Below are 24,158 nucleotides of genomic sequence, written 5' to 3'. Positions count from 1 at the left end.
CCCGAAAGTCGCCGGCCGGGCCTCCGCCTGATATCCTGGAGGCCGGCCGTCCGATCGAGGCGGCGGGGCGGGACTCGGCGAAAGGCGCGCGGCATGTGCGGGATCTGCGGGGCGGTCTGGAACGAGCCGGGGCGGACGCTGGGCGACGGCGCGCTCGAAGCGATGATGGACCGGATCGTCCATCGCGGGCCCGACGACTCGGGCGTCCATCGCGACGCCCACGCGGCGCTGGGGTTCCGCAGGCTGGCGATCGTCGACCTGCCGGGGGGGCATCAGCCCCTCTCCAACGAGGACGGTACGATCTGGACCGTCTTCAACGGCGAGATCTACAACTTCCCCGCGCTGCGGCGTCGGCTGGAGGCGAAGGGCCACACGCTCCGCTCGACCGGCGACACCGAGACCCTCGTCCATCTGTATGAGGACGAGGGCCCCGGGATGTTCGGCCTGCTCCGGGGCATGTTCGCCCTGGCGATCTGGGACGCCCCCCGACGCACGCTCTTGCTGGGGCGCGACCGGATGGGCCAGAAGCCGTTGCTCTACCGCGAGCACGCCGGCCGCCTCACCTTCGCCAGCGAGCTGAAGGCCCTGCTGGCCCTCCCCGAGTCCGAGGTCCCGCGCCGGATCGACCCGGTGGCGCTCGATCAATATCTCACATTTGGATACGTCCCCCAGCCCCGGACGATCCTCGAAGGGGTCCGCAAGCTGCCGCCGGCGCACTTCGCCGAGTGGCGCGACGGCCGGCTGAGCATCCATCGCTACTGGAGCCCCGACTGGAACGCCGAGCGCCGGCGGCCGTTCGAGGAGGACGCCGAGGAGCTGCGAGCCACGCTCGACGACGCGGTCCGCGAGCAGATGATCGCCGACGTGCCGCTGGGCGCGTTCCTCTCCGGAGGCGTCGACTCGACGATCATCGTCGGCCTGATGCAGCGCGCGTCGGCCCGGCCGGTGAAGACCTTCGCCATCGGCTTCCCCGACCCCGCCTACGACGAGACGGACTACGCCGAGGCCGCCGCGAAGGCGATCGGCACCGAGCACCACACGTTCCGGGTCGAGCCCCGCGCCTGGGAGACGATCCCCGCGCTGGCCCGGCAGTTCGACGAGCCGTTCGCCGACAGCTCGGCCCTGCCGACCTGGCACGTCGCCCGCGAGACCCGCCGCGAGGTCACCGTCGCCCTCACCGGCGACGCCGGCGACGAGCTGTTCGGCGGCTACGACCGCTACCGGGCCCTGGCCCTGACCGAGCTGTTCCAGCGCCTCCCGGCCGGGGCCCGCTGGCTGGGCAAGGCCACGGCCCGCATCCTGCCGCGCTCGGGCAAGGCCAAGTCGCGGCTCCGGGCGCTGGAGCGGGTCGTCGAGCGGATCGACGAGACGGCCTCGGCCCGCTACCTGGGCTGGATGACGACCTTCGACGAGCCCGAGCGGCTGGCGCTCTACGCCGACGACCAGCTCGACCGCCTGGCCTCGTACGCCTCGGGGCTGGACGACCCCGACGCGGGCGACCCGGCGTCGGTCCTCGACCGCGCCCTGGCCGAGGCCGGCGGCCGCGACGTCGTCACGCAGGCGATGGTCGCCGACCTCCTCACGTACCTCCCCGGCGACCTGCTGTTCAAGGTGGACATGGCGAGCATGGCCCACAGCCTGGAATGCCGGGGGCCGTTTTTGGACCACCGCGTCGTCGAGCTGGCGGCGGCGATGCCGCTCGACCGCAAGCTGCGGATCCGCCCGGGCCGGTCCAAGGTCGTCCTCAAGCGGGCGTTCGCCGACCTGATCCCCGCGCCCATCCGCACCCGCCGGAAGATGGGCTTCGGCGTCCCCGTCGGCCGCTGGTTCCGCGACGAGCTGCGCGCCGAGCTGACCGAGATCCTCCTCGACCGCACCACCCTCGACCGCGGCCTCTTCCGCCCCGATCGCCTCCGCGCCCTCATCGACGAGCACGCCTCCGGCCGCCGCGAACACGGCCACCGCCTCTGGGCGATCCTGATGCTCGAACTCTGGATGCGCGAGTACCTCGACGCCTCGTGAAACGAGAGGATCCATGCGTCTTCCGTTCCGACCCGGTAGGGGTTCGGTCGGATACGGTCTTCCCCCCTGGCGGGGGAAGACAGACCGCGCAGCGGTCAGATGAGGGGGGGACGCACGCGGCGTGTTGCGGAGTACGCAGCCCGGCCCGCACGGCCGGCGGCTTCGGGAAGGCCCTTCAGACCACCGGCCCTCGTGCCCCCCCTCATCCGGCCCTTCGGGCCACCTTCCCCCACCAGGGGGGAAGGGAAGACATGCGAATTCCAGCATGCCTCGACGCTTCACCTGTCAGGGAACGGAACGTTTCCGGGGTCGGGCGGCAGGGCTTCCCACGGGCGGGCGGAGGCCGCGGCGTAGCGGGCGGCCAGCGCCTCGTGGCGTTCGGCGAGGCCGAAATACCAGGCCCCCTGGCGGTCGACCTCGGCCTGGGCTTCCGCGTCGGCCTTCAACTGAGCCTCGGTCGGGCCCACGGCCAGGTCGTACTCGGACGAGACCGGATGATGGGTGATGAATCCGCCGAGGCGGCGGCAGCGCCGGGCCGCCTCGGCGTGCAGCGCGGCCTTGCGGCCGTACTCGATATGCCGCCAGGCGGGGATCGCCACCCCGCCCAGCAGCACGGCCACGACGATCCCCGCCAGCATCATCCCGCGCACCGAGAACCGCATCCGCCCCGGTCGCATCGTCGGCCTCCTCACTCGATCTTGAGGCTCCGGAGCGTCCCCCAGCCCTGGCCGGTCAGCGCGACCTCGGCCCAGAGATTGCGATCGCGGGCGGCTTCCTCGTACTTCGCGCCGGTGCCTTCCTGGACGTAGTACGACTCGATGCCGAACTCGATCCGGTTCGCGTCGTCGAGCGTCCCCTGGAGGAACGGGCCGCCCCCGCCGGGCGGCTCGGTCGTCGGCCGCCCGCCCCGATAGCGGCCCGGCTCGCCCTCGATGGGGACGAGCGGGACGTAGACGGGGCGGCCGTGCCACGTCTCGTAGTTGTCGTAATTGAGCGGCCCGGCGAGGCCCTCGACCCCCTCGGGGGGGACGCGGCTGAACTCGTACGCGAGGATCACGTACTCGCCCCGGAGCAGGTCGCGCGGGTCGACCGGCTCGACCTTCACCAGCACCGTGTGCGCGGTGCGGAACATCAGGGTCATCGAGACGATCATCCAGCCCAGGACGACCGCCTGGAACAAGGCCGCGAGGATCAGCATGGTCGACTCGCGGGTCAGGATCGGCCCGACGGGCTTTCCTGCAAGCGGGGCGGCGGCGAAGTCCGGGTCGGCGACGGCGGCGGGCTTGGATTCAGGCAGGGACATGGCGGACCTCCTTCAGCCGGCGCCAGATCAGGGAGGCCGCGACGAGGGCCCCGCCGCAGGCCAGGAACATCAAGGCCGCGCCCGGCATGCCGCCGAAGCCGCTGAACAGGTCGATGTAGCGGGCGATCGCCCAGAGCAGGAAGTACGCGACGCCGGCCGCGAACGGGCGGCCCCGGTCCTCGCGGGCGCCGACGATCGTCAGCCAGATCGCCAGCGAGGCCATCGCCGCGTTCGCCGCGATCGTCGTCGTGATCGGCTCGGCGAAGATCGCGTGCCAGAACCCCAGCGCGGCGAAGAAGCCCAGCATGGCCGTCGGGAAGAGCCGACCCGGCGCGCCCAGCAGGCGGGAGGCCAGCGAGCCGTCCCCGCCGTCGCGGCGGCGGTCGCGCTCGGCCGCGAAGATCAGCAAGGCCGCCGCCAGCACCACCGCCGCGGCCGACTCGATCGCCAGGGGGGTCGGCAGGATCTCGCCGCTCATGGCCGAGTTGGCCGCGTAGGTGCTCAGGGGCAGCAGCACGCCGCCGACCAGCAGCACGCCGAAGAAACGGTACGGGATGCCCATCCCCCCCTCGCGCGGGTGGCACTCGGCCAGCAACAGCAGCAGCGAGCCCACCAGGCCGACCCAGTAGATCGGCGCCGCGTCCAGCCGCCAGCCCATCGGCTGGAGGACCAGCCACCACGTCCCGAGCGCGACGTAGAGCGACAGCACGCTCCGCGACTTCGCACGGTAAGCCCACGCCAGGCCCAGGCCGACGACGAGCGGGATGCTCCAGGACGTCTGGGCGAAGCCCCGCAGCCAGCCCCGGGAGGCGAACACGTCCAGGAAGGTCGACGAGCCGACGTAATACGCGAGCGTCGCGACCGTCAGCGCGTGCAGCGGCCAGGTCCCCAGCGTCAGCGCGAACGGCAGGACGCCCACGCCCCACCACCAGAGGCCGTCCGGCCGGTCCACGTTGAAATTGAACATCTGCGCGATCAGCGCGATCGCCGCGCCGTAGAACAGGCAGCCGAGGAAGGCGACGACGTCCGACGTGGTCCTCGCCCCGGCCCGATACCGGAGCAGCCAGGCCCCGACGTAGGTGCCGCCGAGCGTCAGGAAGATCAGCGCGATCCGCGCCTCCCGGGGCAGCTCCGACCAGTTGAACGCGACCGCCGTGAAGACGGCCAGGCCGATCAGCAGCGCGCCCAGCCCCATCACGGCGGCGCTCGCCCGGTCGTCCCGCCGAGCGGCCTCGCGCCGGGGGGCGTCCTCGTACAGGCCGAGCAGCCCGCTCGCCTGGTCGCCGGACAGCAGGCCCAGGGCCGTCCAGGCCTGCACCTCGCCCACCAGCCACGCGCGCCGGTCGGGCGTAATCTCGCGACCGCTCCCGCTCATGAACCGCCCCCCCCGCGCCCTCGTCGGCGCGCACCATCATCCCGCCCCGGCGCGCGCAACGTCGCGCCCCATGGGACAATATCTAGCACGCTTATGACGGAAACGCCCGCCTTTGTGACGAGCACACGGGGGGCAATGAAGGGGTTACTCGGACACTCCTCACTCAACTCCACCAACATGCGACGGAAGATCTTCGGGTGCCACGGCTTCGGAGAACCCGTGAACCGGCCGGGGATCTCGGCGAAGGCTCGGGAGCGGCCCGACGCCGATCCACGGGTTCGCAGAACCCGTGGCACCCGAACTCGGCCGTCTCAAACGAAGCCGTATCGGTGGTGTTGAGTGAGGAGTGTCATTACTCATCGTCGCCGATCAGGTGGACGTGAAACACCCAGCGATGCCTGCTCGGATTGAACTCGAGGAATCGCGTCCCGAGCACCTCGTTGATCGCCTCGGCTTCGTCCCGAGACTGGACGGCGATCGAGCTTCCCCCCGGGGCGCACCAGAAGTCCACGTCCGGCCACACCTTCTCGTTGATAGCCTCGCCCTCTACGGTCGTGAGGTGCAGGCTCACGATGGATTCGAGCGGATCGCAATGCACGGCTTCCAGGCTGTAGCCGATCTCATGCTGCACGCCCACCGCCCGCGCTTCCGCCAGTGCACCTGCCGGGAAGCCTAAAAGCTGCTCCAGGTCGGCTTCCGTCGACACCGGGGCCCCCATGACGGCGGCCAACTCGTCCACCGACATATCCCCTTCCCGGGGGCGAGCGACCGGGCCGTAGACGACCGTGCCGGCCTCGTCCACGATCTGGAACCTGGGACCGGCAAACTCTTCGCTCTCGATGAGGCGCCTGAGTTCATCCAGATCGGCGGACTCGTGACCCGTGCCCATGTAGAACCCGGAACCGGGGTGGAAGATCTGGATCTTGTACACGAGGGTACCCCGCACTTCGACAGGTGAGCTGACTCAGTCTCCGGATTCGCCCCGGCCGTCGTCGTCGGCCTCGTCGGGGTGGTCGTGTTCGTGGTCGGCGCGGTCGGGCTCGGCGCGGGGGCCGTTGGACTCGGCGGCGAGGCGGGCGCGGGCGTGCGGGGGCTGGTCGGCGGCCTCGGCGCGGGCGCGGCGTTGGGCTTCGACGGCGTGGACGAGCTGCTCCTGGGCCTCGGCGACGTAGGCGGCCCAGTCGGTGGTGAAGTCCTGGCGGAAGGCCTCGATGTAGCCGGGCTCGTACTGGCGGGAGAGCCACTTGAGCTGCTGGAAGACCTTGTGGGCCAGGGCCTGCATCTCCTCGGCGTTGCCGGCGTCGCGGTCGGGGCCGGCCTGGTGGTAGCGGAAGCGGCCGATCCAGACCTTGAGCCGGGCGTATTGCTCCAGCTTGGCCAGGTTCGCGTAGGCGTGGACGCCGGCCTCGACCTCGTGGGCCAGGAGCTGGAGCTGGCCGCCGGGGAAGTGGCTCTCGGCGTCCCAGAGCAGGCGGTCGGCGTCGGCGAACTGTTCGAGCAGCTCGGGCTGGAGCCGCTCCAGCTCGCGGCGGTGCTGGCGATAGGCGTCGACGGCCGTGCGAAGCTCGCGGCGGGCCTCGTCCAGCTCGCGGCCGGCGGCGTCCAGCTCGGCCCGGGCCTCCTGCCGGGTGCGGTCGATCTCGGCCTGGGACGTGGCGATCAGCCGCTCGGCCTCGGCGTCGGAGGTGAGCGACGACTTGAACTGGGCCAGCTTGCGGACGAGGTCCTTGAGCAGGTGCTCGTCGGAGTCGGCCTGCTCCAGCGCCCGGGTGCAGGCGGGGCGGGCGGCGTGCATCCGCTCCAGCGCCGCGCGCGACCGCTTCTCGGCGGCGCGGAACTGCTCGGCGGCGTGCTGGGTCTCGGCCTCGATCTTCTTCGCCCGGGTCTTGGCCTCGGCCTGACGGACCAGCTCGGCCAGTTGTGCCAGCGATGGAGTCATGTCACCGTTCTCTTCCGAGAGAGTCTGAGTCGGAGCCGCCGAGGCGCGCCCGGGGCTCGGTTCGAGGTCCGTCTCATCGCTTCGGGCGGGGCGGGCCCGGGGTGGGCTCCGCGCGGGGCGGCGAGACGCCCGCCGATCGTCCGGGGCGATCGGGAACGCCGTCCCCCCATGATACACCCCGCCCCCCCGAAGTTGAACGGGAGGACGCCCCGACCGACGGTTCCCGAAGGGCCCACACGTCGCGCGCCGTTGCGGCGAGGGCCGGCGATGGCGTACCCTGGCCGGCCGGGAAGGGCCGGGAGATCGGCGAGCACGCGGACGCGGGGCGGGATGGGGATGACGACGGGAACGATCGAGGCGCCCTGGGGCGGCGACGGGACGCTGGCCCTGGCCCTGCCCCCGGGCTGGAACGTGGGCCGCGAGCACGTCGTCGAGCCCGACCTGAGCGACGCGGCGGCCGACTACCCCGCCGCCCTGGCCGGGGCGCTCGACGCCCCCCTGGACGCCCCTCGGCTGGAGGACCGCGTCGGGCCCGGGTCGAAGGTCGCGATCGTGGTCGACGACCCCTCGCGCTGGACGCCCGTGCGCGAGGCCCTGCCGATCGTCCTGGCCCGGCTCCACGGGGCGGGGGTCGCGGCGGGCGACGTGACGATCAGCGTCGGCGTCGGCCGCCATCACGCGGTCGACGACGCGGCGATGCGCGAGCGGCTGGGGGACGGCCCGGCGGCGTCCTATCGCTGCTACAGCCCGCCGGTCGACGACCTTGCGGCCTACGTCGACCTGGGAACGACCGCGAGCGGGGTCCCGGTCCGGGTCTTCCGGCCGGTCGCCGAGGCCGACGTGCGGGTCCTGATCGGCTCGGTCCTGCCGCACCTGCAGGCGGGGTTCGGCGGCGGGTACAAGCTGATCTTCCCCGGCACGAGCCACCGGACGACCCTGGGGGCGCTGCACCGCCAGGGGCTCTCGGCCGGGTCGGACGCCGGCCGGCTGCTGGGGAGCCCGTCGGCCGAGAACCCGATGCGCCTGGCCGTGAACGAGGCGGCCGGGCTGCTGGGCCCGTGCTTCTCGATCAGCCATCTGATCGGGGCGCCGGGGATGATCTTCCGGGCCCGCGCGGGGCGTCCCGAGTCGGTCCAGGACGCGCTCGCCGAGGAGGCCCGGGCGCGGTTCCAGGCCCCCCCCGCGCCGCCGGCCGACGTGGTGGTGGTGGGGAATTCCCCCTGGCCGGGCGACCCGATGCAGAGCTTCAAGGCCCTGCTGCACCACCGCGCCGCCAGCTCGCCGGGCGGGGTGAGCGTGGGGCTCTTCTGGACCGACCCGGCCGAGATCGACCGCTCGATGCCGCGCGCGGCGCTCCGATTGATCGCCGGCTCGGGCGCGCCGGGGGGCTGGGCGATCCGCCGCCTGCTGCCGGCGGTCGAGCGCGTGCTCTCGGCGCGGGAGTCCTCGGCGGCGTTCATGCTGCGCTGGGCGCGCGAGCTGGTCGTCGACCGCACGGTGATGATCTACGCCCCGCCGCTGCACGCCCGGATCGGCGGCCGGCTGGGGCCCGTCCGGGTCTTCGCCGACCAGGACGCCCTTTGGCGGGCCGTCCGCCGCGCCCTGCCGCGCGACCGCCGCGACGCGCCGAGCGTCCGGATCTTCCCGCGCGGCGGGCTGACCTACGCGCCGCAGGCCGGCCCCTCGGCCTGACGCGGGCGGGCGGCGGAACGACGATTGCATGGGATCGGGGGTCCGCCCTTCACGTCGAAGGTCCCGCCGGCATGGCACGCGTCGGGACGAGTGACGGGCTTCCCCCCTTTTCGCAGACGACGAGGTGACGAATGATGGCCTGGGTGATCCTGATCGTGGCGGGTTTGTTCGAGGTGGCCTGGGCCTACTTCTTGAAGACGTCCAAGGGGTTCTCGGAGTTGTGGCCGTCGGTGGCGTTCTTCATCACGCTGTTCGTCAGCATGGGCCTGCTGGGGTGGTCGCTGAACCACCTGCCGATGGGGACGGCCTACGCGGTGTGGACCGGCGTCGGCGCCGTCGGCACGGCGATCCTGGGGATCGCGCTGTTCGGCGAGCCGGCCACGGCCTTCCGGATCGGCTCGATCGCGCTGATCGTGCTGGGGATCGCCGGGCTCAAGTACGCCACGATCGCCGGCTGATCGGGGGCGCGGTCGCGACGACGGCGCGGGAGTTGCGGGATCGGTCAAGGCATGTCGCGAGGTTCCCCCTCGTCGTACCCGAAGCCGTCCCGACTTGCAGGAGATGAAATCATGCGTCGCTCGATCGTCCGCCTCGCCCTGCCCGCGCTGGCCGTCGCCCTCTCGTCCGCCTGCCTCGCCCAGGAGGCGGCCGAGAAGGAGAAGGAAGTGGCCGCGCTGAAGCCGGCCGACCTGGTGGGGGGCTACGTGATCAGCGCCGGCGAGAAGTTCGGCGTGCCCGACGCCCCCGAGCGGATCAAGGGCTCGACCGTGAGGTTCACCGAGGACCGCGTGGTGGTGATGGACAAGGACAGCAAGGAGATCTACGGCGCGACCTACTCGCTGGAGGCGAACGAGGCCGCGGCCGGCGCGAGCGCCTCGGGCGCGATCGCGTCCAAGATCAAGATGACGAGCAAGCTCGCCGACGTCGAGGACGCCGTCGCCTACGGCCTCATCGACAAGGACGGCGACACCGTCCGCCTCGTCTACGCCCTCCCCGGCGGCGAGGCCCCGCGTGACTTCAAGACGAAGGACAAGCAGCTCATGTTCGTCATGAAGAAGAAGGCCGACTGAACGACCGGCCCCGCGCACGCCGCTTCCGCGGCCTCGACGCCCCGCCCCGAGCGGGGCGTCTCGCGTTTCGAAGGGCGGCGCGGGCGGGAGGAGGGATCTCGGCACCTTCCCGGCGCGTGGTTTGCGAAGGAGACCAGGGCCGTCCCTGCCCATGCCGCCCTCGCAAGCCAACGCGCGATCCCGGAGATGAAGCGATGAAGATGCAGACGCTCAACGATCTGATGGTGGACGTCGCCCGCGACATGCTCGACGCCGAGAAGCAGCTCGCCAAGGCCCTCCCGAAGATGGCCAAGGCGGCCTCGCACCCCAGCCTCCGCAAGGCGTTCGAGACCCACCTGGCTGAGACCAAGGTGCACGTCGAGCGCATGGTCCAGGTGCTGGAGGCCCTCGGCCAGGCAGCGCGGGGGAAGAAGTGCAAGGCGATGGAAGGGCTGATCGAGGAGGGGAAGGAGGTCCTGGAGATGGAGGCCGCCCCCGAGACCAGGGACGCCGCCCTGATCGCCGCCGCGCAGAAGGTCGAGCACTACGAGATCGCCGGCTACGGCACCATGAGCACCTGGGCGGCCACCCTGGGCATCCCCGAGGTCGAGAAGCTCCTGGCCGAATCGCTGGCCGAGGAGAAGGCGACCGACGGCCTCCTAACCGAGATCGCCGAGAACGTCGTCAACGCCGAGGCCGCCGCGTCCTGACCCCGGCGAGGGCCCGCCCGCGGCCGCGTCCCCTCGCTTCGCTCAGCGCAGGGAGACGCGGCTGGCGGCGGTGGCGTAGGCGTCGAGGATGCCGGTCCGGCCCGGGTGGATCGCCTCCAGCCCGAGCCGGGACTGCAGGCTGTACGACAGCCGACTGCCGGCCCCGTACAGGATCACCAGCCGCTGCTCGTCCGGCAGAGTGAGCAGCTCGTCGACGTGCACGAGGTCGATCTGGGGGAGTTCCGGCAGCGCCGAGCGGAGGATGAAGCGGAGCCGGCCGCCGGGATAGGGAGCGTCGAGCGAGCCGGGCTCGCCGTCGGACTCGAACCGCGAGGACGGCGGGCTGACCACCGCGATGTGCTGGAACGGCCGCTCGCGGTTGCGCCTCAGGATCATCGTGCGGAGCATCAAGAGGTCGCTGGTCTCGCCGTGGCGGAAGACCATCTCGCGGACCCCCAGGCCCACGGTGGCCACCAGCGTGGTGAGAAGGAAGGTCGCCAGCACCTGGCGCTGGCGGTCGTCGCGCTCGCGGGCCCAGCGCTCGACGGCGCGGCCCAGCAGGATCGAGACGATGATGAGGTCGAGCGCCAGGTGGAGGCTCAGGGTCGTCGCCGAGCTGGCGCGGCCGGCCATCAGCTCGTCGAGGGCACCGCGGAGGTCCTTGCTGGACCACCAGGCGAGGCCGAGCGCCGCGGCCGGCGCCAGGCCGATCAGCGCCCGGACCGAGGCCCGGCGATTGACCAGGTCCGCGACGGTCGAGGCCGCCAGCAGGTTGAGCGGGACCAGCAGGAAGACCTCCAGCGACTGCCGGGGCCCGTTCGTCCAGAGGGCCAACGCCAGCGCGACGACGCCCGCCCACACGACCCAGAACGCCCCGCCGATCGTCTCGCGGTCGTCGCTCTCGGCGGCCAGAGCCAGGCGGATGGCCCGGAACGCCCCGTAGAGGGCCAGCGGGGCCGCCACCGGGGCCAGCTCGATGGTCTTGGTGAGCAGGTCGTAGGAATCCGTCCAGCCCGAGGCGGGGATCGTGAGCGGGGCGAACAGGCTCCAGCCGTGGGTGCGGAACATCATCAGGTGCCACGGCGCGGCGAGGAGGGTCGCGATCCCCAACGCCAGCGCCGAGTCGAGGAGGCCGCCGTCGCGGAGCCAGGCGAGGCGGGCCGTCGTCGCCGCCGCGCGGAAGTTGGGGTCGGCCGAGGCGCTCACCCGTAGGTAGACCTGATGGAGCGCGATCACCGCCACCACGATCAGGCCGAACGCCTCGACCGTCAGGAGCGAGGCCCCCAGGGCCGCCCCGCCGGCCGCCGACCAGAGGAGCGAACGCTTGCGAGGGTCGGCCGACTCGGCCGCGAGCCGCGTGCGCGCCGCGTAGGCGTAGAGCGCCGCGAGCGCCCCGGCGGCCCCCAGCAGGTGGGGCGTCATCTCCTGCTCGCGCAGCAGCAGGCTCGGGCTGAACGCCATGAGCAGGGCCGCCGCGAAGCCCATGCCCCCGCCGCGCCAGAGCCGGCCGTGGAGGTACACCAGCATCACGATCGCCGCGCCGGCCGCGTAGCTGGGCAGCACGCAGGCCAGCGGGTCGCAATCGCCGCTGACGGTCAGGCCGATCGCCGCCAGCCAGGGGTACAGCGGGGGCTGGAACGCCACGCTGCGATAGCCGGCCGATTCCCGCTCGGGCTTGATCGCGTCGCAGGCCGCCGTCTGGTCCACCACCATGCCGTCGACCGCGACCGCCATCGCCCGCAGGCCCCAGAGCGGCCCGGGGAGGGTCAGGTCCCACGACCGCAGGGCGGCCAGGCCGGGGAGGATCGCCGCCAGCACCACCAGCGGGAAGAACATCGCCGAGCGCGGGGCCGGGCGGATCAGCGGCCGGGGCGCGCGCGGGACGATCGGCTCATACCGGGCGCTCGGCGAGGCCGACCTCCGCACTGGTCGCAGCACGCGCGTTCCCATCGTCTCATCCGTCCGGATCGTGATGGTGGACGCCCCCGAGCCCGGCGTTCGCGCGCCGGGGAGAGGTCCCGTCGAGGTCGAGGTGGATTTCGACGGACCATACCATATCCGCAAGGATCGGGGGATACCCGTTCGCTCGGTTCCCAGGTGCACAGGACCGTCCTTATCCCGCCCCCGCCGGCCTCGCCTCCTCACCCGGCGGCGACTGGCTCGCCGGGTGCGGACGGGGCCTCGAAGGGCGAATGCGACGTAACCTCCGGATCGACCCGGGCCGGACGACGCCGGGTCCGCGCCCCTGAATCGCTTCGCAAACCGGGCCGGGCGGGCGACGCGTCGCCGGCCTCTACGTCAGGGCCTGATATCGGCCTCCCGCGGGGCGCCGATCCAGGGATTCTCCCCCGGCCGGGGGGCGGAGGACCGCGGAGGCCCATCGCCGCGCAAGGAGTTGCGCGATTTCGACGCGTCGCCCTCCCGGACCGCCGTCGGCCGGCTCGGCGGGCCCCCGGATGGGTCCGCGACGAACTCTCGCCACGGCGACATGACTATGGCATCACGTTTGCGTTACTACCCAGCCGACGGCGTCGATGAGGCCCGACCCCTCTGGAGTGGCCCGGGTTCCTTCATCCGCCGAACTCCCAAACGGCCCTCCGGCCGAAAGGATCAAGATCATGTTGCGCTGGGCGATCGTCTTCTTCGTGCTCGCGCTGATCGCGGGTTTCCTGGGTTTCGGCGGGATGTCGGGCGATCTCGCGGGCATCGCCAAGATCCTGGTCTTCGTCTTCCTCGTCCTGTTCGTGGTCTCGCTGGTGATGGGCCGCTCCGGTCCACCCGCGGTCTGACCTCGCTCCTCAGGAGCCCGAGACGACAAGGGCCGGAGGGTGCGCCGACGAGATTCGCGGCGCGTCCCCGGCCCTTTCTTCGTTTCCTTCCTTGTGGGGGAAGCGGTTCGGGGACGAGACGGGGGTTCTCAACAGGTTGGCACCTTACCCGCGTCGAAGCCTCGGTCGTCTTCCCTCACAAGGAGGGAAGCCTCTCCCCGCGCCGATGCCGGCTCAGCCGATCGCGCGGGCGAACAGCTCGGTCGAGAAGTAGCGTTCCATCCGGTCGGGGAAGACCGTGACGATCCGGGCCTCGGGGCCGAGGCGCTCCGCGGCCGCCATCGCGGCCCGGAAGTTCAGGCCCGAGCTGGGGCCGACCGGGAAGCCCTTGCGGATCAGCCGGCGGGCGAGGTCCACGGCCTCGTCGTCGCGCACGTCGATCTCGACGAGCGACGCCCCCCGCTCGGCGCGGAACCTCGTGTAGATGGTGGAGGGCCCGTCCACCACGCCGGGGATCCGGCCGCTGAACGAGCAGCACTCCGCCCCCGCGCCCCCCACCGCCGCGCCGGTCACGGGCCTGGCGGCGAACGCGGTCGGCGAGCAGCCGTGGTCGCACAGGCCCTCGAACAGGCCGACGAGCGTCCCCCCGGTGCCGACCCCGCTGACCACGGCGTCGACGCAGCCGCCGGGGATCTGCGCCAGGACCTCCTGGGCCGTCCGGCCTCGGTGCGCCGCCGGGTTGTCCGGGTTCTCGAACTGGAGCGGCAGGAACGCCCCGCGCTCGGCCGCGACGGCCGCCGCCCCCGCCAGGGCGCCCAGGATCCCCTCGGCCCGGGGCGAGAACCGGACCTCGCCGCCGTAGGCCTCGATCATCATCCGCCGCTCGCTGCTGACCCCCTCGGGCATCACCGCGAGGAACTTCAGCCCCAGCTGCGCCGAGGCCAGGGCCATGGCGATGCTCGTCGACCCGCTCGACGCCTCGACCACCAGCCCCCCGGGCGCGACCCTCCCGGTCCGCACGGCCTTGTGCAGGATGTAGCCGGCGATCCGGTCCTTGGTCGAGCCGCTGGGGTTGAGGAACTCCAGCTTGCACCAGATCGTCGGCCCGTCCGCGTCGAGCCGGACGGGGATCAGCGGCGTGGCCGTCCCTCGGTCGAGGTAATGGTTGCAGTCGGGGAGCCGGGCGACGGTGTTCACGGGGGGCCTCTCGGGATGCCGGGGCTGGGCGAATCGTCCGGGATCGATTATGGCCAGGCTTCAGCCCGACGCCCAAGCCCTTCGGAGAATCGGCTCGCTCGCCGCCGGAACCGGGCGGTCGAGTCTCCACGTCGGGACCGGCCGACCCCGGTCTTTGGACCATCTCGTTCGCCCCACGGCATCCGGGGATTCGGTCCGATGGGTCGGATCTCGTCCGCCTGGAAGGCCGGGCCCTGGGACCCGGGACTTGGCCGGACGGTGAGTTGGGGGTCCGATTGGCCTCGTTCGCCTCAAACTGGGTGGAGAGGGACGGACGCTTCGATCCGCAGCCCGAGGACGTGGCTTCGAATCGGCCCGATCGGCTACACCGAGCCCGTCGAACGCATACTGTTTTGGAACGAAAAAAACTATATAGATATTAAATCAAAAGAAAACACCAGGTAAGATCGGCCCCTGAGGTCGATTCGCGACGGGCGTTCGATACGATCTCGCCATTTTGCAAGGAAATACTGAACATGCGAATGAGTTATCTCGCCTCGACATGCTCGTTGGTCATGAGTTTGACGATCGCCTCGCTCACGGGTGCGATGGCCGCCGAAGTCTATACGGTGGTCGGTGTGCAGGGGCTTTCCGGCGTTCAGGGAGCCGACGAAGTCGACCGCTACGGGGATTACTGGAACGAAAGCGCCGCCGCAGGTTCGGCGGCGGGGTCGGCAGCATCGGCGTCCATTTCGCTGCTCGCCGACCCCGGCGTCCGGCTGTCGGTATCGGGGCGGACGGACCTCGCGTTGAGCACCGCCCAGGCCGCCGTCGCCCAATGGCGAGACGTCATCAGGCTGAATGACGGCCACCCGATTCCCGACTCGATATACGTGACCCTCGAGGTGACGGGGATTTATTGATACGATCTCCGGTCCGATTTCTCGAAGTTTGAAGCGGACGTCTTCGTCTCGTCCTTCGGCGGCTTCCAGGAAGGCTTGGTCTCGTCGACGAGCCTGACGCCCGAGCTCATCGCCTCGACGCCGGGCATGCATGGGTTTACGACCTACTACTACGCCAAGGGGCCCGGCAACAGCGCATTCAATGTCATCAACGCCCGCGGCTTCTCGTACGACCCTGGAGGCGGGGCGGTCAGCTTCATGGCCGACTTCCAGCTGCCATACGCGCCGCTGCTGGGCGGTTACTCCATGAACTTGCTCTTCTCCACTTTCACTCGGGCCTCCTTCGACGCGGACGCGATCGCCGATTTCGGGAGCACGTTTCGCCTGACCGACGTGACCCTCGCCGACGGCAGTTCGGTTGCAAACGCGGTCACCTTCGACTCCGGGTTCAGGGTCGCGGCCGTTCCGGAGCCTTCGGCCGTCGTCATGCTGGCGATCGGCGGGGTCGCCATGCTCGGCCGCGGCCGGGCTCGTCGCGCGGGCCCCGATGGTGCCGAATCGGTCTGACCAACGAGGGCGGAAGCGCGGCGGCTTGCCGACGCGAACCCACACGCCCGGTCCCTGGAATGGGGCCGCCTGGCATGCTTGCGGGCCTTCTCCTGCGCCTCGGACGCCTTTCGTGCGGCCTCGATCCGGCGGAAGCCGTCGTTCGTCACCGGCCAGGACGGCCGCCGCCGGAACTCGGCTTCGACGATCGGGGCGACTTCGGGACGGCGGAGCGACTCCCGGACCTGCTCGTCGGGCCGGCGATCCGGCCTGATGCTCGCCCGACGCAGCAGATCCCTCCCGGCCCGCGCTCTATAGCACCCACGAGGGGCTCCACCAGTCCACGTCCGACCTCTTCTGGATGCAGTTCCAGGTCTACTTCTGAGCCCCTTCAGCCGCCGGAGGGGGTCGGGCTCGCCGGCGGTGCCGCCGGGGCGGGCGACCTCGTCGCCGCGATCAGCCGACGCAGGCCGAGCCAGCCGAGCAGGAGGCCGACCGCCCAGAACGGCGTCCAGACCGCCTGGCCGACGACGAACAGGATCGCGGCCTTGCCCAGGTCGGTCAGCCTCGTCAGCGACGCCTGCCAGGTCCGCGCGACCTGCGTGGGGAAGTCGGCCACGACCGGCGCGGGGGGCTGGAAGCGGTCGCGCTCGGTGATCGTCAACGTGAGGGTGGCGAGCGACGAGAGGTTCCGGAGCACCCGGATGCGACCTTGCATCTGCTCGATCTCGCCCCGGACGCGCGACAGCTCGACCTCGACCTTCAACACCTCCTCAAGCTGCCCGGATCGCTCCTCCAGGATCTTCTGGAGCGTCTGCTCCTGGACCTGCTTGTTCTTGATCCGGGCCTCCACGTCGTAGAACTCGGCCGTGACGTCCTGCGACTTGCGGTCGAACCGGACCAGCTCGCCCAGGGCCATGAACGACCGGACCAGGCCGTCGAAGCGGTCGACCGGGATGCGGAGCTTCCAGAACTGCGAGCGCGTCGAGCCCGGCGAGCCGGTCATGTTCTCCTCGGCGATGTAGCCCCCCGACGAGGCGACCAGCTCGCCGACCCGCGCGGCCGCCGCGTCCACCTTGTCGACGGCCAGGTCGAGCGTGGCGTCGTAGATGACCTTCCGCTCGACGCCCGCCGCCTCGCCCGCCCCGGCCGGCGGGGGCCCCGCCGGGCTCGGAGCCTGATCCGACCGGGCCGCCCCCATCATCCCGCCCATCATCCCCATGGAGGAATTCCCGTCGAAGGCGTCCGCCGAGATGACCATGCCGGCGGGGGGCGGCGGGGTCGTCGCCGGTGGCGCGACGGCCGATTTCGCCTCATAATTGGCGTACCGCGAGGAGGAGTCCGCGTCGCAGCCGGTCGACGGGAGGAACGCCAGGGTCAGGAGGCTGGCTGGGAAGGCTCGCATGGCCGGCCCTTTCGTGGGAAGTCCGCTTCGCGGAGATGGGAGATGCGTCCACACCTATAGACGCTTCTCGCCGCGTTTTGTTGGGACGTTCCCGGAGGAATCCGCCGGGCGGGTGGGCGAGTTCTTCGAAGCGACGACGCGAGCCAGGGGCTCGCGGGCCGGAAACGGTCTTCCCCCCTGGCGGGGGAAGACAGACCGCGCAGCGGTCAGATGAGGGGGTGACGCGTGCGGGGGGCTTCGGACTTCGAAGCCAGGCCCGCACGGCCGACGGCCTCGGCGAACCTCGTCGGAACTCCGACGGCCTTCTCGCTTGGCCCCCCCTCATCCGGCCCTTCGGGCCACCTTCCCCCGCCAGGGGGGAAGGCCGTTGCGTTGAGATCCGTCCGGGACGAAATTCGAGGTCACTCCTCACTCAACTCCACCAGCATGCGATGGAGGCTCTGAGGGTGCCACGGGTTCTGCGAACCCGTGGACCGGCCGGGGATCTCGACGAAGGCTCGGGAGCGGCCCGACGCCGATCCACGCGTTCGCAGAACCCGTGGCACCCGAACTCGGCCCTCACCAACGATCGCGTGTCGGTGGCGTCGAGTGAGGAGTGTCGTTTCGAGGGCTCGACTCGCGGCCCGTCAGCGGCTGACGAAGCCGACGAGCACACCGTCCACGTAGATCGCGCCGGCGGGGATCTGGGTCCCGGCGGGGAAGCTGGAGTTGAGCAGGTAGGCCATCGGGCCGACGGTCGAGCCGGCGCCGAGCGAGGAGCCCCGGACGACGGCCCCCGCGCCGATCGTCACGTCGTCGCCGAGGACGGAGCGGCTCCCGGGGCCCCCGCCGAGGATCACCGCGCCGTCGCCGGCGCTGAGGCGCTGGCCGATGGCGAGCGACCCGCCGTAGGGGGCGTTCAGGGTGACGCCGTAGCCGGTGCGGGCGATCGAGCCGACGGCGATCGGCTGGCCCTGGTCGGCCCGGATCGCGTTCCGCCGGCCGACGCTCGCCGCCACGGTGTGCGCCCGCTGGAGGAACGAGGCGTTGCCGGTCGCCCGGGCGGGGAAGCCGGTCAGCACGCCCTGGGCCAGCCCCCGACGCGGGGTGGGGTATCGCGGGGCGGTCCCCGGGGGCAGGAACGTCGTCGGCGGGCCCGGCTGGACGTTCGAGCCGAGGACCGTCGACAGGTTGCCGTTGAACACCCCCGTCCGGGTCGTCGCGACGCCCGGGCTGGTCCCGGTGGCCGCCTGGCCCTGATAGAGCGTGATGTAGCCGACGCCCAGCTGCAGGTTGGCGGTGATCGTCCGGCCCAGCTCGGCCAGGTCGTCCGCCGTGACGGGCGTCACCTTGCCGAGCGCCGGGTCGGCCGCCTCGGCCTGGGTGACGACGTTCGCGCCGGCGAGCACCTTCATCCCCGCGGGGACGGTCACGCCGGGGCCGACGCGGGCCAGGGTCGAGACGAACGCGCCGGGCTCGATCGTCGCGCCGTCGATCACCGCCCCGGCCCCGATGGAGGTCGGGCTGGAGGCCGCGCCGTAGCCGCCGACGACGGCCGGGCCGAGGATCGTCGCGCCGTAGCCGACCTGCACGGCGTCGCCGATGCGGACCTCGGGGACGTCGGCGCCCTTGGCGTGGGTGGGGTTGGCGGTGATCGAGGCGTTGTCCAGGATCGCCGAGCCGCCGCCGATCTTCACGACCCCGTCCGACGCGTTGAGCTTCGCGAACGGGCCGATGAAGCTCTGCGTCCCCACGATCACCGCGTAGCCGTTCGTCACGCCGACCGAGGGGTCGATGTACGTCGCGTCCTTCGCCGCCAGGCCGTAGGGGAGGACCGGCGTGTTCGGCCGCACCACCGGGTAGCCGACCGGCTCGTTGAGCAGCGACCGCAGCTCGGCCGCCGACAGGTACGACGGCCAGCCCGACGTCAGCAGCCGGCGCGTCTCCAGCCCCTCGGCGAAGGGCCGCATCGCCGTCGGCCGCCGCTTCTCGTCGCGCGATCGCTTGGACATCGGGTTCATCCGTGAACGGTTCGGACGCGGGCGCAGCCCCTCCGTGGACGGCCCGACTCCTTCCTGTTATCGGCCGCAACCCGCCGCCTCTCCACCCTCGGCGGGCGAAGTCCCCGCCGGCGGGCGCCCATCAGGAGGGCCAGTTGGTGGCCCGCAGGACCACCAGCCCGAGGTCCTCGCGGGCGAACTCGCCGCCGACGTAGAACGGGGAGGCGAGGTTCAGCCGGCGGAGCAGGCCCCGGTCGACGACGGCGTTCGCCACACCCTGGAGCAGGACCGCGACCTTGCCGGTCGGGTCGGCCTCGCCGGGACGGCCCCGGTCCAGGAAGTAGGGCTCCCAGTCGGCGAAGTGCATCCGCGCGAATTCGGGATACGCGAACTCGGCCGACGACGGCGCGTGCAGGGCGATCAGCGAGCGGTTCAGGTGGAACCCCGCGTTCCGCCAGCCGAACTCCGTGGCGAGCGCCCGGTTCCGCGACCGGACCACCAGCGCCTCGTTCCGACGCGCCCGGGCCAGCCCGTTCGCCGGCGTGTCGAACGCGATCACCACCTCGCCGAAGCACGACCCGACCGCCATCGCCAGGAACGAGCAAGCCTCCCCGGGATGCTCCCGCGCGAACCGCCCGACGGCCTCGTCGCACGCCAGCACCAGCCTCGTCGAGGCCAACGCCCAGTCCGGCTCGCGGGGGATTGAGGGTTCCATGGAAAGCGCCGCCGGTGAGCGAAGGTCGAGGTGCGTCGCCGGATCGCGTCTCCGCCCCCGGCCCCCTCCACTTTAGCCGGGCCGTCGGGTAGGATCGAGCCTGTTACCCCCCCGATGGGACGATCGGACGAGGAAACACCATCGATGACTGTCGCCACCCGCCGCCGCGACGAAACCGAGGCCACGATCCTCGCCCGCCTGCTGGGCGGCGAGCGCGGGACCCTCTCGCCCGACCTAGCCCGCCACATCCTCGAACTGGGCTTCAGCGAACCCGACAAGGTCCGCATGCACGACCTGGCCGTCCGCAACCAGGACGACGCCCTCACCCCCGAGGAGAAGGCCGAACTCTTGGCCTTCGTCACGGCCGGCGACGTCCTCGCGGTCCTGAAATCGAAGGCGCGACGCGCGCTGGCCGGCAGGCCGACTCACCCCGACGCATCCTGAAGCCGCATGGACGCCGAGCTCACCCGACTCGTCTGGCGCAGGGCGGGAGGGCGCTGCGAGTACTGCCGCCTCTCTCCCGCGTTCGACGATCGCCCATTCGAGATCGACCACGTCATCTCCCGGAAACATCACGGACCGACCGTCGCCGGCAATCTGGCCCTAAGCTGCTTCCGCTGCAATTCCTACAAGGGCTCGGACATCAGCGGCCGCGACCCGAGGACGAACAGGCTGACCCCCTTGTTCAACCCCCGGCGCCACAAGTGGGCGCGACACTTCCGATGGCGGGGGGCCGTCCTCCACGGCCGGACCCCGATCGGACGCGTCACCGTGAGCGTCCTGCGCATCAACGACGCCCTCCGCATCGAGCTTCGCGAGAGCCTGATCGAAGAAGGCGAAGTCCCGCCGGGTTGAGGCGGCGACGCCGCGTTCACGGCATCGACCGCCGCCAGCGCAGGGCGGCTTCGGTCAGCCGCTTCGCGCGTTCGGGGTCGGTCGCGGCGCGGTCGTAGCGTTCCTCGGGGTCGAGGGCCAGGTCGTACAGCTCGGCGCCTGTGCCGTCGGCGTTGACGAGGAGCTTCCAGTCGCCGTCCAGGATCGCCACGTTGGGGGAGCGGTCGTCCCCCTTGGGATAGGCGAACGAGGTCGGGTTGCGGCCGTACTCCCACAGCAAGGGCTTCGACCGCCTGGGACGCTCGCCGCGGAGGACGGCGGTCATGTCCTCGCCGTCGGGCTCGTAGCCGGGGGGCAGGGGGGCGCCCGCCATCGCGGCGAGGGTGGGCATCAGGTCGACGGCCGAGACCACGCTGGCCGTGTTGGTCACGCCCGGGGCGACCAGGCCCGGCCCCCAGGCGAGGAAGGGGAGTCGGGTCCCCCCTTCGTACAGGCTCATCTTGCTGCCGCGCAGGCCGCCGGAGCGGCGGCGGTCGAAGGTGGGCAGGGGGCCGTTGTCGGAGACGAACAGGACGAGCGTCGGCCGCGCCTGGGGACGCTCGCGGATCGCCTGCAACAGCCGGCCGACCTGGCGGTCGACCTCCTCCAGCACGCCGCGCAGGCGCTCGGGGGTCGGCTCCTTGCCGGTGCCCTGGCCGTCCTTGCCGGGCGCCATGTCCTCGGCCGAGGGGACCCAGGGGGTGTGCGGGTCGTCCAGCCAGAGGTTCACGAAGCAGGGCGAATCGGCGTGGTCGTCCAGGAAGTCGAGCGTGCGGTCGACCATCCATCGCGTGCGGTCCCAGCGCTTGACCGGGTCGCGGGACGACCAGATCCAGTCCATCGCGGTGATGTCCGGGTGCGGCTCCGGGCTCTCCCAGGTGCCGAGGCCCTTGTCGTAGCCGTAGGCCGCGAATTTCGGCGGGTCGACCACGTCGCGGCCGCCGCCGAGGTGCCACTTGCCGACGTGCGCCGTGGCGTAGCCCGCCGCCTTCAGCACGCGTGGCAGGCTCGGCGCGGCGGGGTCCAGGAAGTCGTCCTGCTCGCACGCCCGGTTCCCGGCCCTGGATTGCAGGTAGCTGGTGATCCGCCAGCGGGCCGGGAACTGCCCGGTCAGCAGCCCGCAGCGCGAGGGGGAGCAGATCGGCGACGCCGAGTAGTACCGCGTCAGCCGGACCCCTTCGCGGGCCATGCGGTCGATGTTGGGCGTCGCGGCCACGTCGCCGCCGTAGCAGCCCAGGTCCGTGAACCCCAGGTCGTCCGCATAGACTATCACGATGTTCGGCCGCGCCTCGGGCGCGGGCGCCTCCGACGCCATGACCATCCCCGCCGCGATCGCCAGCACGCCCCAGGCCGTCATCCCGCGCCCTCCCCGCCCACGCCGCTCCACCCCGCCCCGATCGTGAAGTCTACCCGCCCGCCGAGCCGGGGCCTACCGTCCGGTGCGTCGCTCACGATCCCGCCGAGGCGTCTGGAGAATCTGAAGCTCGGGCGAGTGAGGCGGCCTGCCCGGACGTCGGAAATCCCGAGCCTTCCACGTCCGGGCGGGCCGCCCGGACCACGATCAACTCGGGTCGCTGGGTGCCACGGGTTCGGAGAACCCGTGGATCGGCGTCGGGCCGCTCCCGAGCCTCCGTCGAGATCCCCGGCCGGTCCACGGGTTCTCCGAACCCGTGGCACCCGAGGATCTTTCCCTCGTATGTTGAGCGAGGCGTGCCGGAATCTCCGAGATCCCGACCGCGTAGCGGCTCAGCGGCCGGCCCGATGCTCCTGCGCCCGGATCGCGGTGAAGGCGGCGCGGAGGAGGGAAGTGGGCGGCGGCGCGGCCGGGGCGCGGCGGAGGAGGTCGCCGAGGATGTGGTCGGCCTCGGTGGGGCCGCCGCGTTCCAGGTCGTCGAGCATCGACGCCGTGAGCGTCGACGACGGGTCGGTGAGCCGCGTCCGCGACATCTCCAGGAACGCCGGCCGCGGGGCGCGGCCGTTGGCCTCGGCGATGGCCCGGCACTCGTCCAAAAGCGCGTGGACCAGGTCGGCGCCGCCGGCCTTCACCACGTCGCCGATCGCGGCGCGCATCAGGCAGGTGATCCCCGCCAGGGTGGCGAGGAACGCCCACTTCTCCCACATCGCGAGCGTCGCGTCGTCGCTGGGGACCGGCTCGAACTTCGCGCCTTCGAACGCCTCGGCGACGCGGCGGACGGCCTCCGCCTGGGCCGGCGAGCGCGCGCCGAAGGTCAGCCGGTGGACGTCGCTCAGGTGGACGATCCCGCCGTCGTCGTCCAGCCGCGTCGAGATCAGGCAGAGGCCGCCGAGCACCGCGTCGCGGCCGAACCGGGCGTCGAGCGCGTCGAGGTGCCGCATCCCGTTGAGCGTGGGCAGGATCACGGTCCCCGGCCCGACCGCCGGCGCGAAGTCCTCGATCGCGCCCGGCAGGTCGTACGCCTTGCACGTCACGATCACCAGGTCGAACGGGCCCCGGCCCGCCAGCGCGTCGGCCGTGAGCGCGTCGGGCGCGGGCAGGTGGGCGTCGCCCGACGGGCTGCGGATCGCCAGGCCGTTCGCCGCCAGCTTCGCCGCCCGGCGGGGCCGGACCAAGAAGGACGCGTCGCGGCCCGCCTCCAGCAGCCGGCCGCCGTAGTACCCGCCGATCCCCCCCGCGCCGACCACCAGGATTCGCACCGTCTCGCCCCCTCCTCGGACCCGCCTCACGCCGGGGGCCGCTCGCCCCGCCCGGCGTCCCCACCCTAACACGCCCCCCTCAGCACCGCGAGCCGGACCAGGACCAGGAGCGGGACGGGGTGGAGAGGCCCGGGCGGGAGTCGGCCCGGCGACGGGCCGCCGGGGCGGGGGTCGGCCGGGCGGGCTCGCCGCTGAGGACGCGGATCCGCTCCTCCAGCTCGGCGATCCGCACGTTCAGCCGGTCGACGGCCACCACGACGAACGCCACGATCGCCACGATCCCCACCATCCAGACGCTCGCCAGCTCGCAGACCAGCTTCAAGGTCGTCAGGCTCACGGTCACGGCCCACCCCCTCGCGTCGCCTCATCTCGCGTCCCGTCCTCCCACGGAGGGTTATCACCGTCGCCGCGCGGACCGGACGGGAGCCCGAAAAATTCCACGGAAACCCGGCCGCGAACCGCCGATGCGGACGCTGAATATTAAACAATTCATCGAAATTCATCGCCATCGCTGGCATTTTTCGCTTGCTATCCGATCGGCTGGCGAAGAACCTACCGATGCCATCGACGCGACCGACCGGCCCTTAGCCGGCCCCGGCCGCGCCGGCCCCATCCATCGTGCAGGCATGCGAGGAAGTCGAGTTGCAACAAGGCCTTACGGCCGGGCGCTCGGCCTGCGCGCCGAGATCTGGGGATCGATGGCACGAGGATGTCCGCACGTCATCACACGTCCATTCCTGAAGGCGGAGGGATTCATGAGGCTTCGATGCAAAGCGGCTTTCGCAGTCGCGATGGCGGGCTCGATCGCCCTCGCGGGCTGCGACGGCGGAGGGTCGGGCGACACGGTCACGGTCGACCATTCCAAGGACCAGAAGTTGATGGACGCGATGGGAGGGTACATGGAGAAGCGCAAGGCCGGCGGCAAGGCCTCGGCCAAGTCCAAGCCGGCCGCCGAACCGGCGGCCGAGGCGACGACCCCCGAGGAACCCAAGCCTGCCCCCTGACCGGGGCTCGCCTCTCATCCCCGTCCG

The 24,158-nt window shown here is 71.8% G+C and carries 24 protein-coding genes; 11 read left to right on the top strand and 13 right to left on the bottom strand.

Features of this window, described 5'->3' with window-relative positions; translation table 11 throughout:
* Positions 1–93 precede the first annotated feature (93 nt).
* Positions 94–2,022 carry an asparagine synthase (glutamine-hydrolyzing) gene (gene asnB / locus G6O68_RS09920; protein ID WP_165247169.1) on the top strand — a complete coding sequence of 643 codons (1,929 nt, stop codon included), beginning with the start codon at positions 94–96 and terminating at the stop codon, positions 2,020–2,022.
* 278 nt (positions 2,023–2,300) lie between these two features.
* Here asnB and G6O68_RS09915 read toward each other — a convergent pair whose 3' ends face one another.
* The 5 genes from G6O68_RS09915 to G6O68_RS09895 form a co-directional block, all read right to left on the bottom strand.
* A complete protein-coding gene (locus G6O68_RS09915) occupies positions 2,301–2,699 on the bottom strand; it encodes a hypothetical protein (protein ID WP_165247167.1) in 399 nt (132 codons plus the stop codon).
* An 11-nt stretch (positions 2,700–2,710) separates the two neighbouring features.
* Positions 2,711–3,325, bottom strand: coding sequence for a GDYXXLXY domain-containing protein (locus G6O68_RS09910; protein ID WP_165247165.1), 615 nt, complete (start codon positions 3,323–3,325; stop codon positions 2,711–2,713).
* Complete coding sequence (locus tag G6O68_RS09905) at positions 3,312–4,700, bottom strand: DUF2157 domain-containing protein (protein ID WP_165247163.1); 1,389 nt, start codon at positions 4,698–4,700, stop codon at positions 3,312–3,314. Before G6O68_RS09905 ends, G6O68_RS09910 begins: the two co-directional genes overlap by 14 nt.
* A gap of 352 nt (positions 4,701–5,052) precedes the next feature.
* Positions 5,053–5,631 carry a hypothetical protein gene (locus G6O68_RS09900; protein ID WP_165247161.1) on the bottom strand — a complete coding sequence of 193 codons (579 nt, stop codon included), beginning with the start codon at positions 5,629–5,631 and terminating at the stop codon, positions 5,053–5,055.
* A 33-nt stretch (positions 5,632–5,664) separates the two neighbouring features.
* On the bottom strand, positions 5,665–6,639 hold the full coding sequence (locus G6O68_RS09895) for a hypothetical protein (protein WP_165247159.1): 975 nt from the start codon (positions 6,637–6,639) through the stop codon (positions 5,665–5,667).
* A 336-nt stretch (positions 6,640–6,975) separates the two neighbouring features.
* Here G6O68_RS09895 and G6O68_RS09890 point away from each other — a divergent pair, with 336 nt between their 5' ends.
* From G6O68_RS09890 to G6O68_RS09875, 4 genes are all read left to right on the top strand, one after another.
* Complete coding sequence (locus tag G6O68_RS09890) at positions 6,976–8,331, top strand: lactate racemase domain-containing protein (RefSeq protein ID WP_165247157.1); 1,356 nt, start codon at positions 6,976–6,978, stop codon at positions 8,329–8,331.
* 134 nt (positions 8,332–8,465) lie between these two features.
* Positions 8,466–8,789 carry a DMT family transporter gene (locus G6O68_RS09885; protein WP_165247580.1) on the top strand — a complete coding sequence of 108 codons (324 nt, stop codon included), beginning with the start codon at positions 8,466–8,468 and terminating at the stop codon, positions 8,787–8,789.
* Between the two features lie 111 nt (positions 8,790–8,900).
* A complete protein-coding gene (locus G6O68_RS09880; RefSeq protein ID WP_165247155.1) occupies positions 8,901–9,401 on the top strand; it encodes a hypothetical protein in 501 nt (166 codons plus the stop codon).
* Between the two features lie 194 nt (positions 9,402–9,595).
* On the top strand, positions 9,596–10,090 hold the full coding sequence (locus G6O68_RS09875) for a YciE/YciF ferroxidase family protein (protein WP_165247153.1): 495 nt from the start codon (positions 9,596–9,598) through the stop codon (positions 10,088–10,090).
* A gap of 42 nt (positions 10,091–10,132) precedes the next feature.
* Here the strand turns inward: G6O68_RS09875 and G6O68_RS09870 are convergent, their stop codons facing one another.
* Positions 10,133–12,028: a glycosyltransferase family 39 protein gene (locus tag G6O68_RS09870; protein ID WP_165247151.1), complete on the bottom strand. Its 1,896-nt coding sequence runs from the start codon at positions 12,026–12,028 to the stop codon at positions 10,133–10,135.
* Positions 12,029–12,708: 680 nt separating this feature from the next.
* On the opposite strand from G6O68_RS09870, the gene G6O68_RS09865 reads away from it, so the two are divergent.
* On the top strand, positions 12,709–12,879 hold the full coding sequence (locus G6O68_RS09865) for a DUF1328 domain-containing protein (protein ID WP_165247149.1): 171 nt from the start codon (positions 12,709–12,711) through the stop codon (positions 12,877–12,879).
* A gap of 213 nt (positions 12,880–13,092) precedes the next feature.
* Here the strand turns inward: G6O68_RS09865 and G6O68_RS09860 are convergent, their stop codons facing one another.
* The gene (locus tag G6O68_RS09860) at positions 13,093–14,055 is read right to left on the bottom strand and encodes a PLP-dependent cysteine synthase family protein (RefSeq protein WP_165247147.1); all 963 of its coding nucleotides are present in this window, start codon (positions 14,053–14,055) and stop codon (positions 13,093–13,095) included.
* Between the two features lie 515 nt (positions 14,056–14,570).
* On the opposite strand from G6O68_RS09860, the gene G6O68_RS09855 reads away from it, so the two are divergent.
* On the top strand, positions 14,571–14,957 hold the full coding sequence (locus G6O68_RS09855; RefSeq protein WP_165247145.1) for a hypothetical protein: 387 nt from the start codon (positions 14,571–14,573) through the stop codon (positions 14,955–14,957).
* A gap of 126 nt (positions 14,958–15,083) precedes the next feature.
* Entirely contained in the window at positions 15,084–15,503 is a 420-nt protein-coding gene (locus G6O68_RS09850; RefSeq protein WP_165247143.1) for a PEP-CTERM sorting domain-containing protein, read from the top strand.
* Between the two features lie 370 nt (positions 15,504–15,873).
* Here G6O68_RS09850 and G6O68_RS09845 read toward each other — a convergent pair whose 3' ends face one another.
* The 3 genes from G6O68_RS09845 to G6O68_RS09835 all read right to left on the bottom strand — a co-directional run bounded on the left by G6O68_RS09845 (position 15,874) and on the right by G6O68_RS09835 (position 19,581).
* Positions 15,874–16,887 carry a DUF4349 domain-containing protein gene (locus G6O68_RS09845; protein ID WP_165247141.1) on the bottom strand — a complete coding sequence of 338 codons (1,014 nt, stop codon included), beginning with the start codon at positions 16,885–16,887 and terminating at the stop codon, positions 15,874–15,876.
* Positions 16,888–17,513: 626 nt separating this feature from the next.
* On the bottom strand, positions 17,514–18,878 hold the full coding sequence (locus G6O68_RS09840; RefSeq protein WP_165247139.1) for a carbonic anhydrase/acetyltransferase: 1,365 nt from the start codon (positions 18,876–18,878) through the stop codon (positions 17,514–17,516).
* 130 nt (positions 18,879–19,008) lie between these two features.
* Positions 19,009–19,581, bottom strand: coding sequence for a hypothetical protein (locus G6O68_RS09835; RefSeq protein WP_165247137.1), 573 nt, complete (start codon positions 19,579–19,581; stop codon positions 19,009–19,011).
* 144 nt (positions 19,582–19,725) lie between these two features.
* Between G6O68_RS09835 and G6O68_RS09830 the strand changes: the two genes are divergently transcribed.
* Both G6O68_RS09830 and G6O68_RS09825 read left to right on the top strand, forming a co-directional pair.
* A complete protein-coding gene (locus G6O68_RS09830) occupies positions 19,726–20,025 on the top strand; it encodes a hypothetical protein (RefSeq protein ID WP_165247135.1) in 300 nt (99 codons plus the stop codon).
* 6 nt (positions 20,026–20,031) lie between these two features.
* On the top strand, positions 20,032–20,436 hold the full coding sequence (locus tag G6O68_RS09825) for an HNH endonuclease (protein ID WP_165247133.1): 405 nt from the start codon (positions 20,032–20,034) through the stop codon (positions 20,434–20,436).
* A gap of 16 nt (positions 20,437–20,452) precedes the next feature.
* Here the strand turns inward: G6O68_RS09825 and G6O68_RS09820 are convergent, their stop codons facing one another.
* From G6O68_RS09820 to G6O68_RS09810, 3 genes are all read right to left on the bottom strand, one after another.
* On the bottom strand, positions 20,453–21,811 hold the full coding sequence (locus G6O68_RS09820; protein WP_165247131.1) for a sulfatase family protein: 1,359 nt from the start codon (positions 21,809–21,811) through the stop codon (positions 20,453–20,455).
* Positions 21,812–22,200: 389 nt separating this feature from the next.
* The gene (locus G6O68_RS09815; RefSeq protein WP_165247129.1) at positions 22,201–23,127 is read right to left on the bottom strand and encodes a ketopantoate reductase family protein; all 927 of its coding nucleotides are present in this window, start codon (positions 23,125–23,127) and stop codon (positions 22,201–22,203) included.
* Positions 23,128–23,206: 79 nt separating this feature from the next.
* On the bottom strand, positions 23,207–23,470 hold the full coding sequence (locus tag G6O68_RS09810) for a hypothetical protein (RefSeq protein ID WP_165247127.1): 264 nt from the start codon (positions 23,468–23,470) through the stop codon (positions 23,207–23,209).
* Positions 23,471–23,591: 121 nt separating this feature from the next.
* Between G6O68_RS09810 and G6O68_RS09805 the strand changes: the two genes are divergently transcribed.
* Positions 23,592–24,131, top strand: a complete 540-nt coding sequence (locus tag G6O68_RS09805; protein WP_165247125.1) for a hypothetical protein — start codon at positions 23,592–23,594, stop codon at positions 24,129–24,131.
* The last annotated feature ends 27 nt before the right edge of the window (positions 24,132–24,158 follow it).

The sequence above is a fragment of the Paludisphaera soli genome, assembly GCF_011064595.1.
Lineage (GTDB): Bacteria > Planctomycetota > Planctomycetia > Isosphaerales > Isosphaeraceae > Paludisphaera > Paludisphaera soli.
This window is presented reverse-complemented; position numbering and strand designations above follow the sequence as displayed.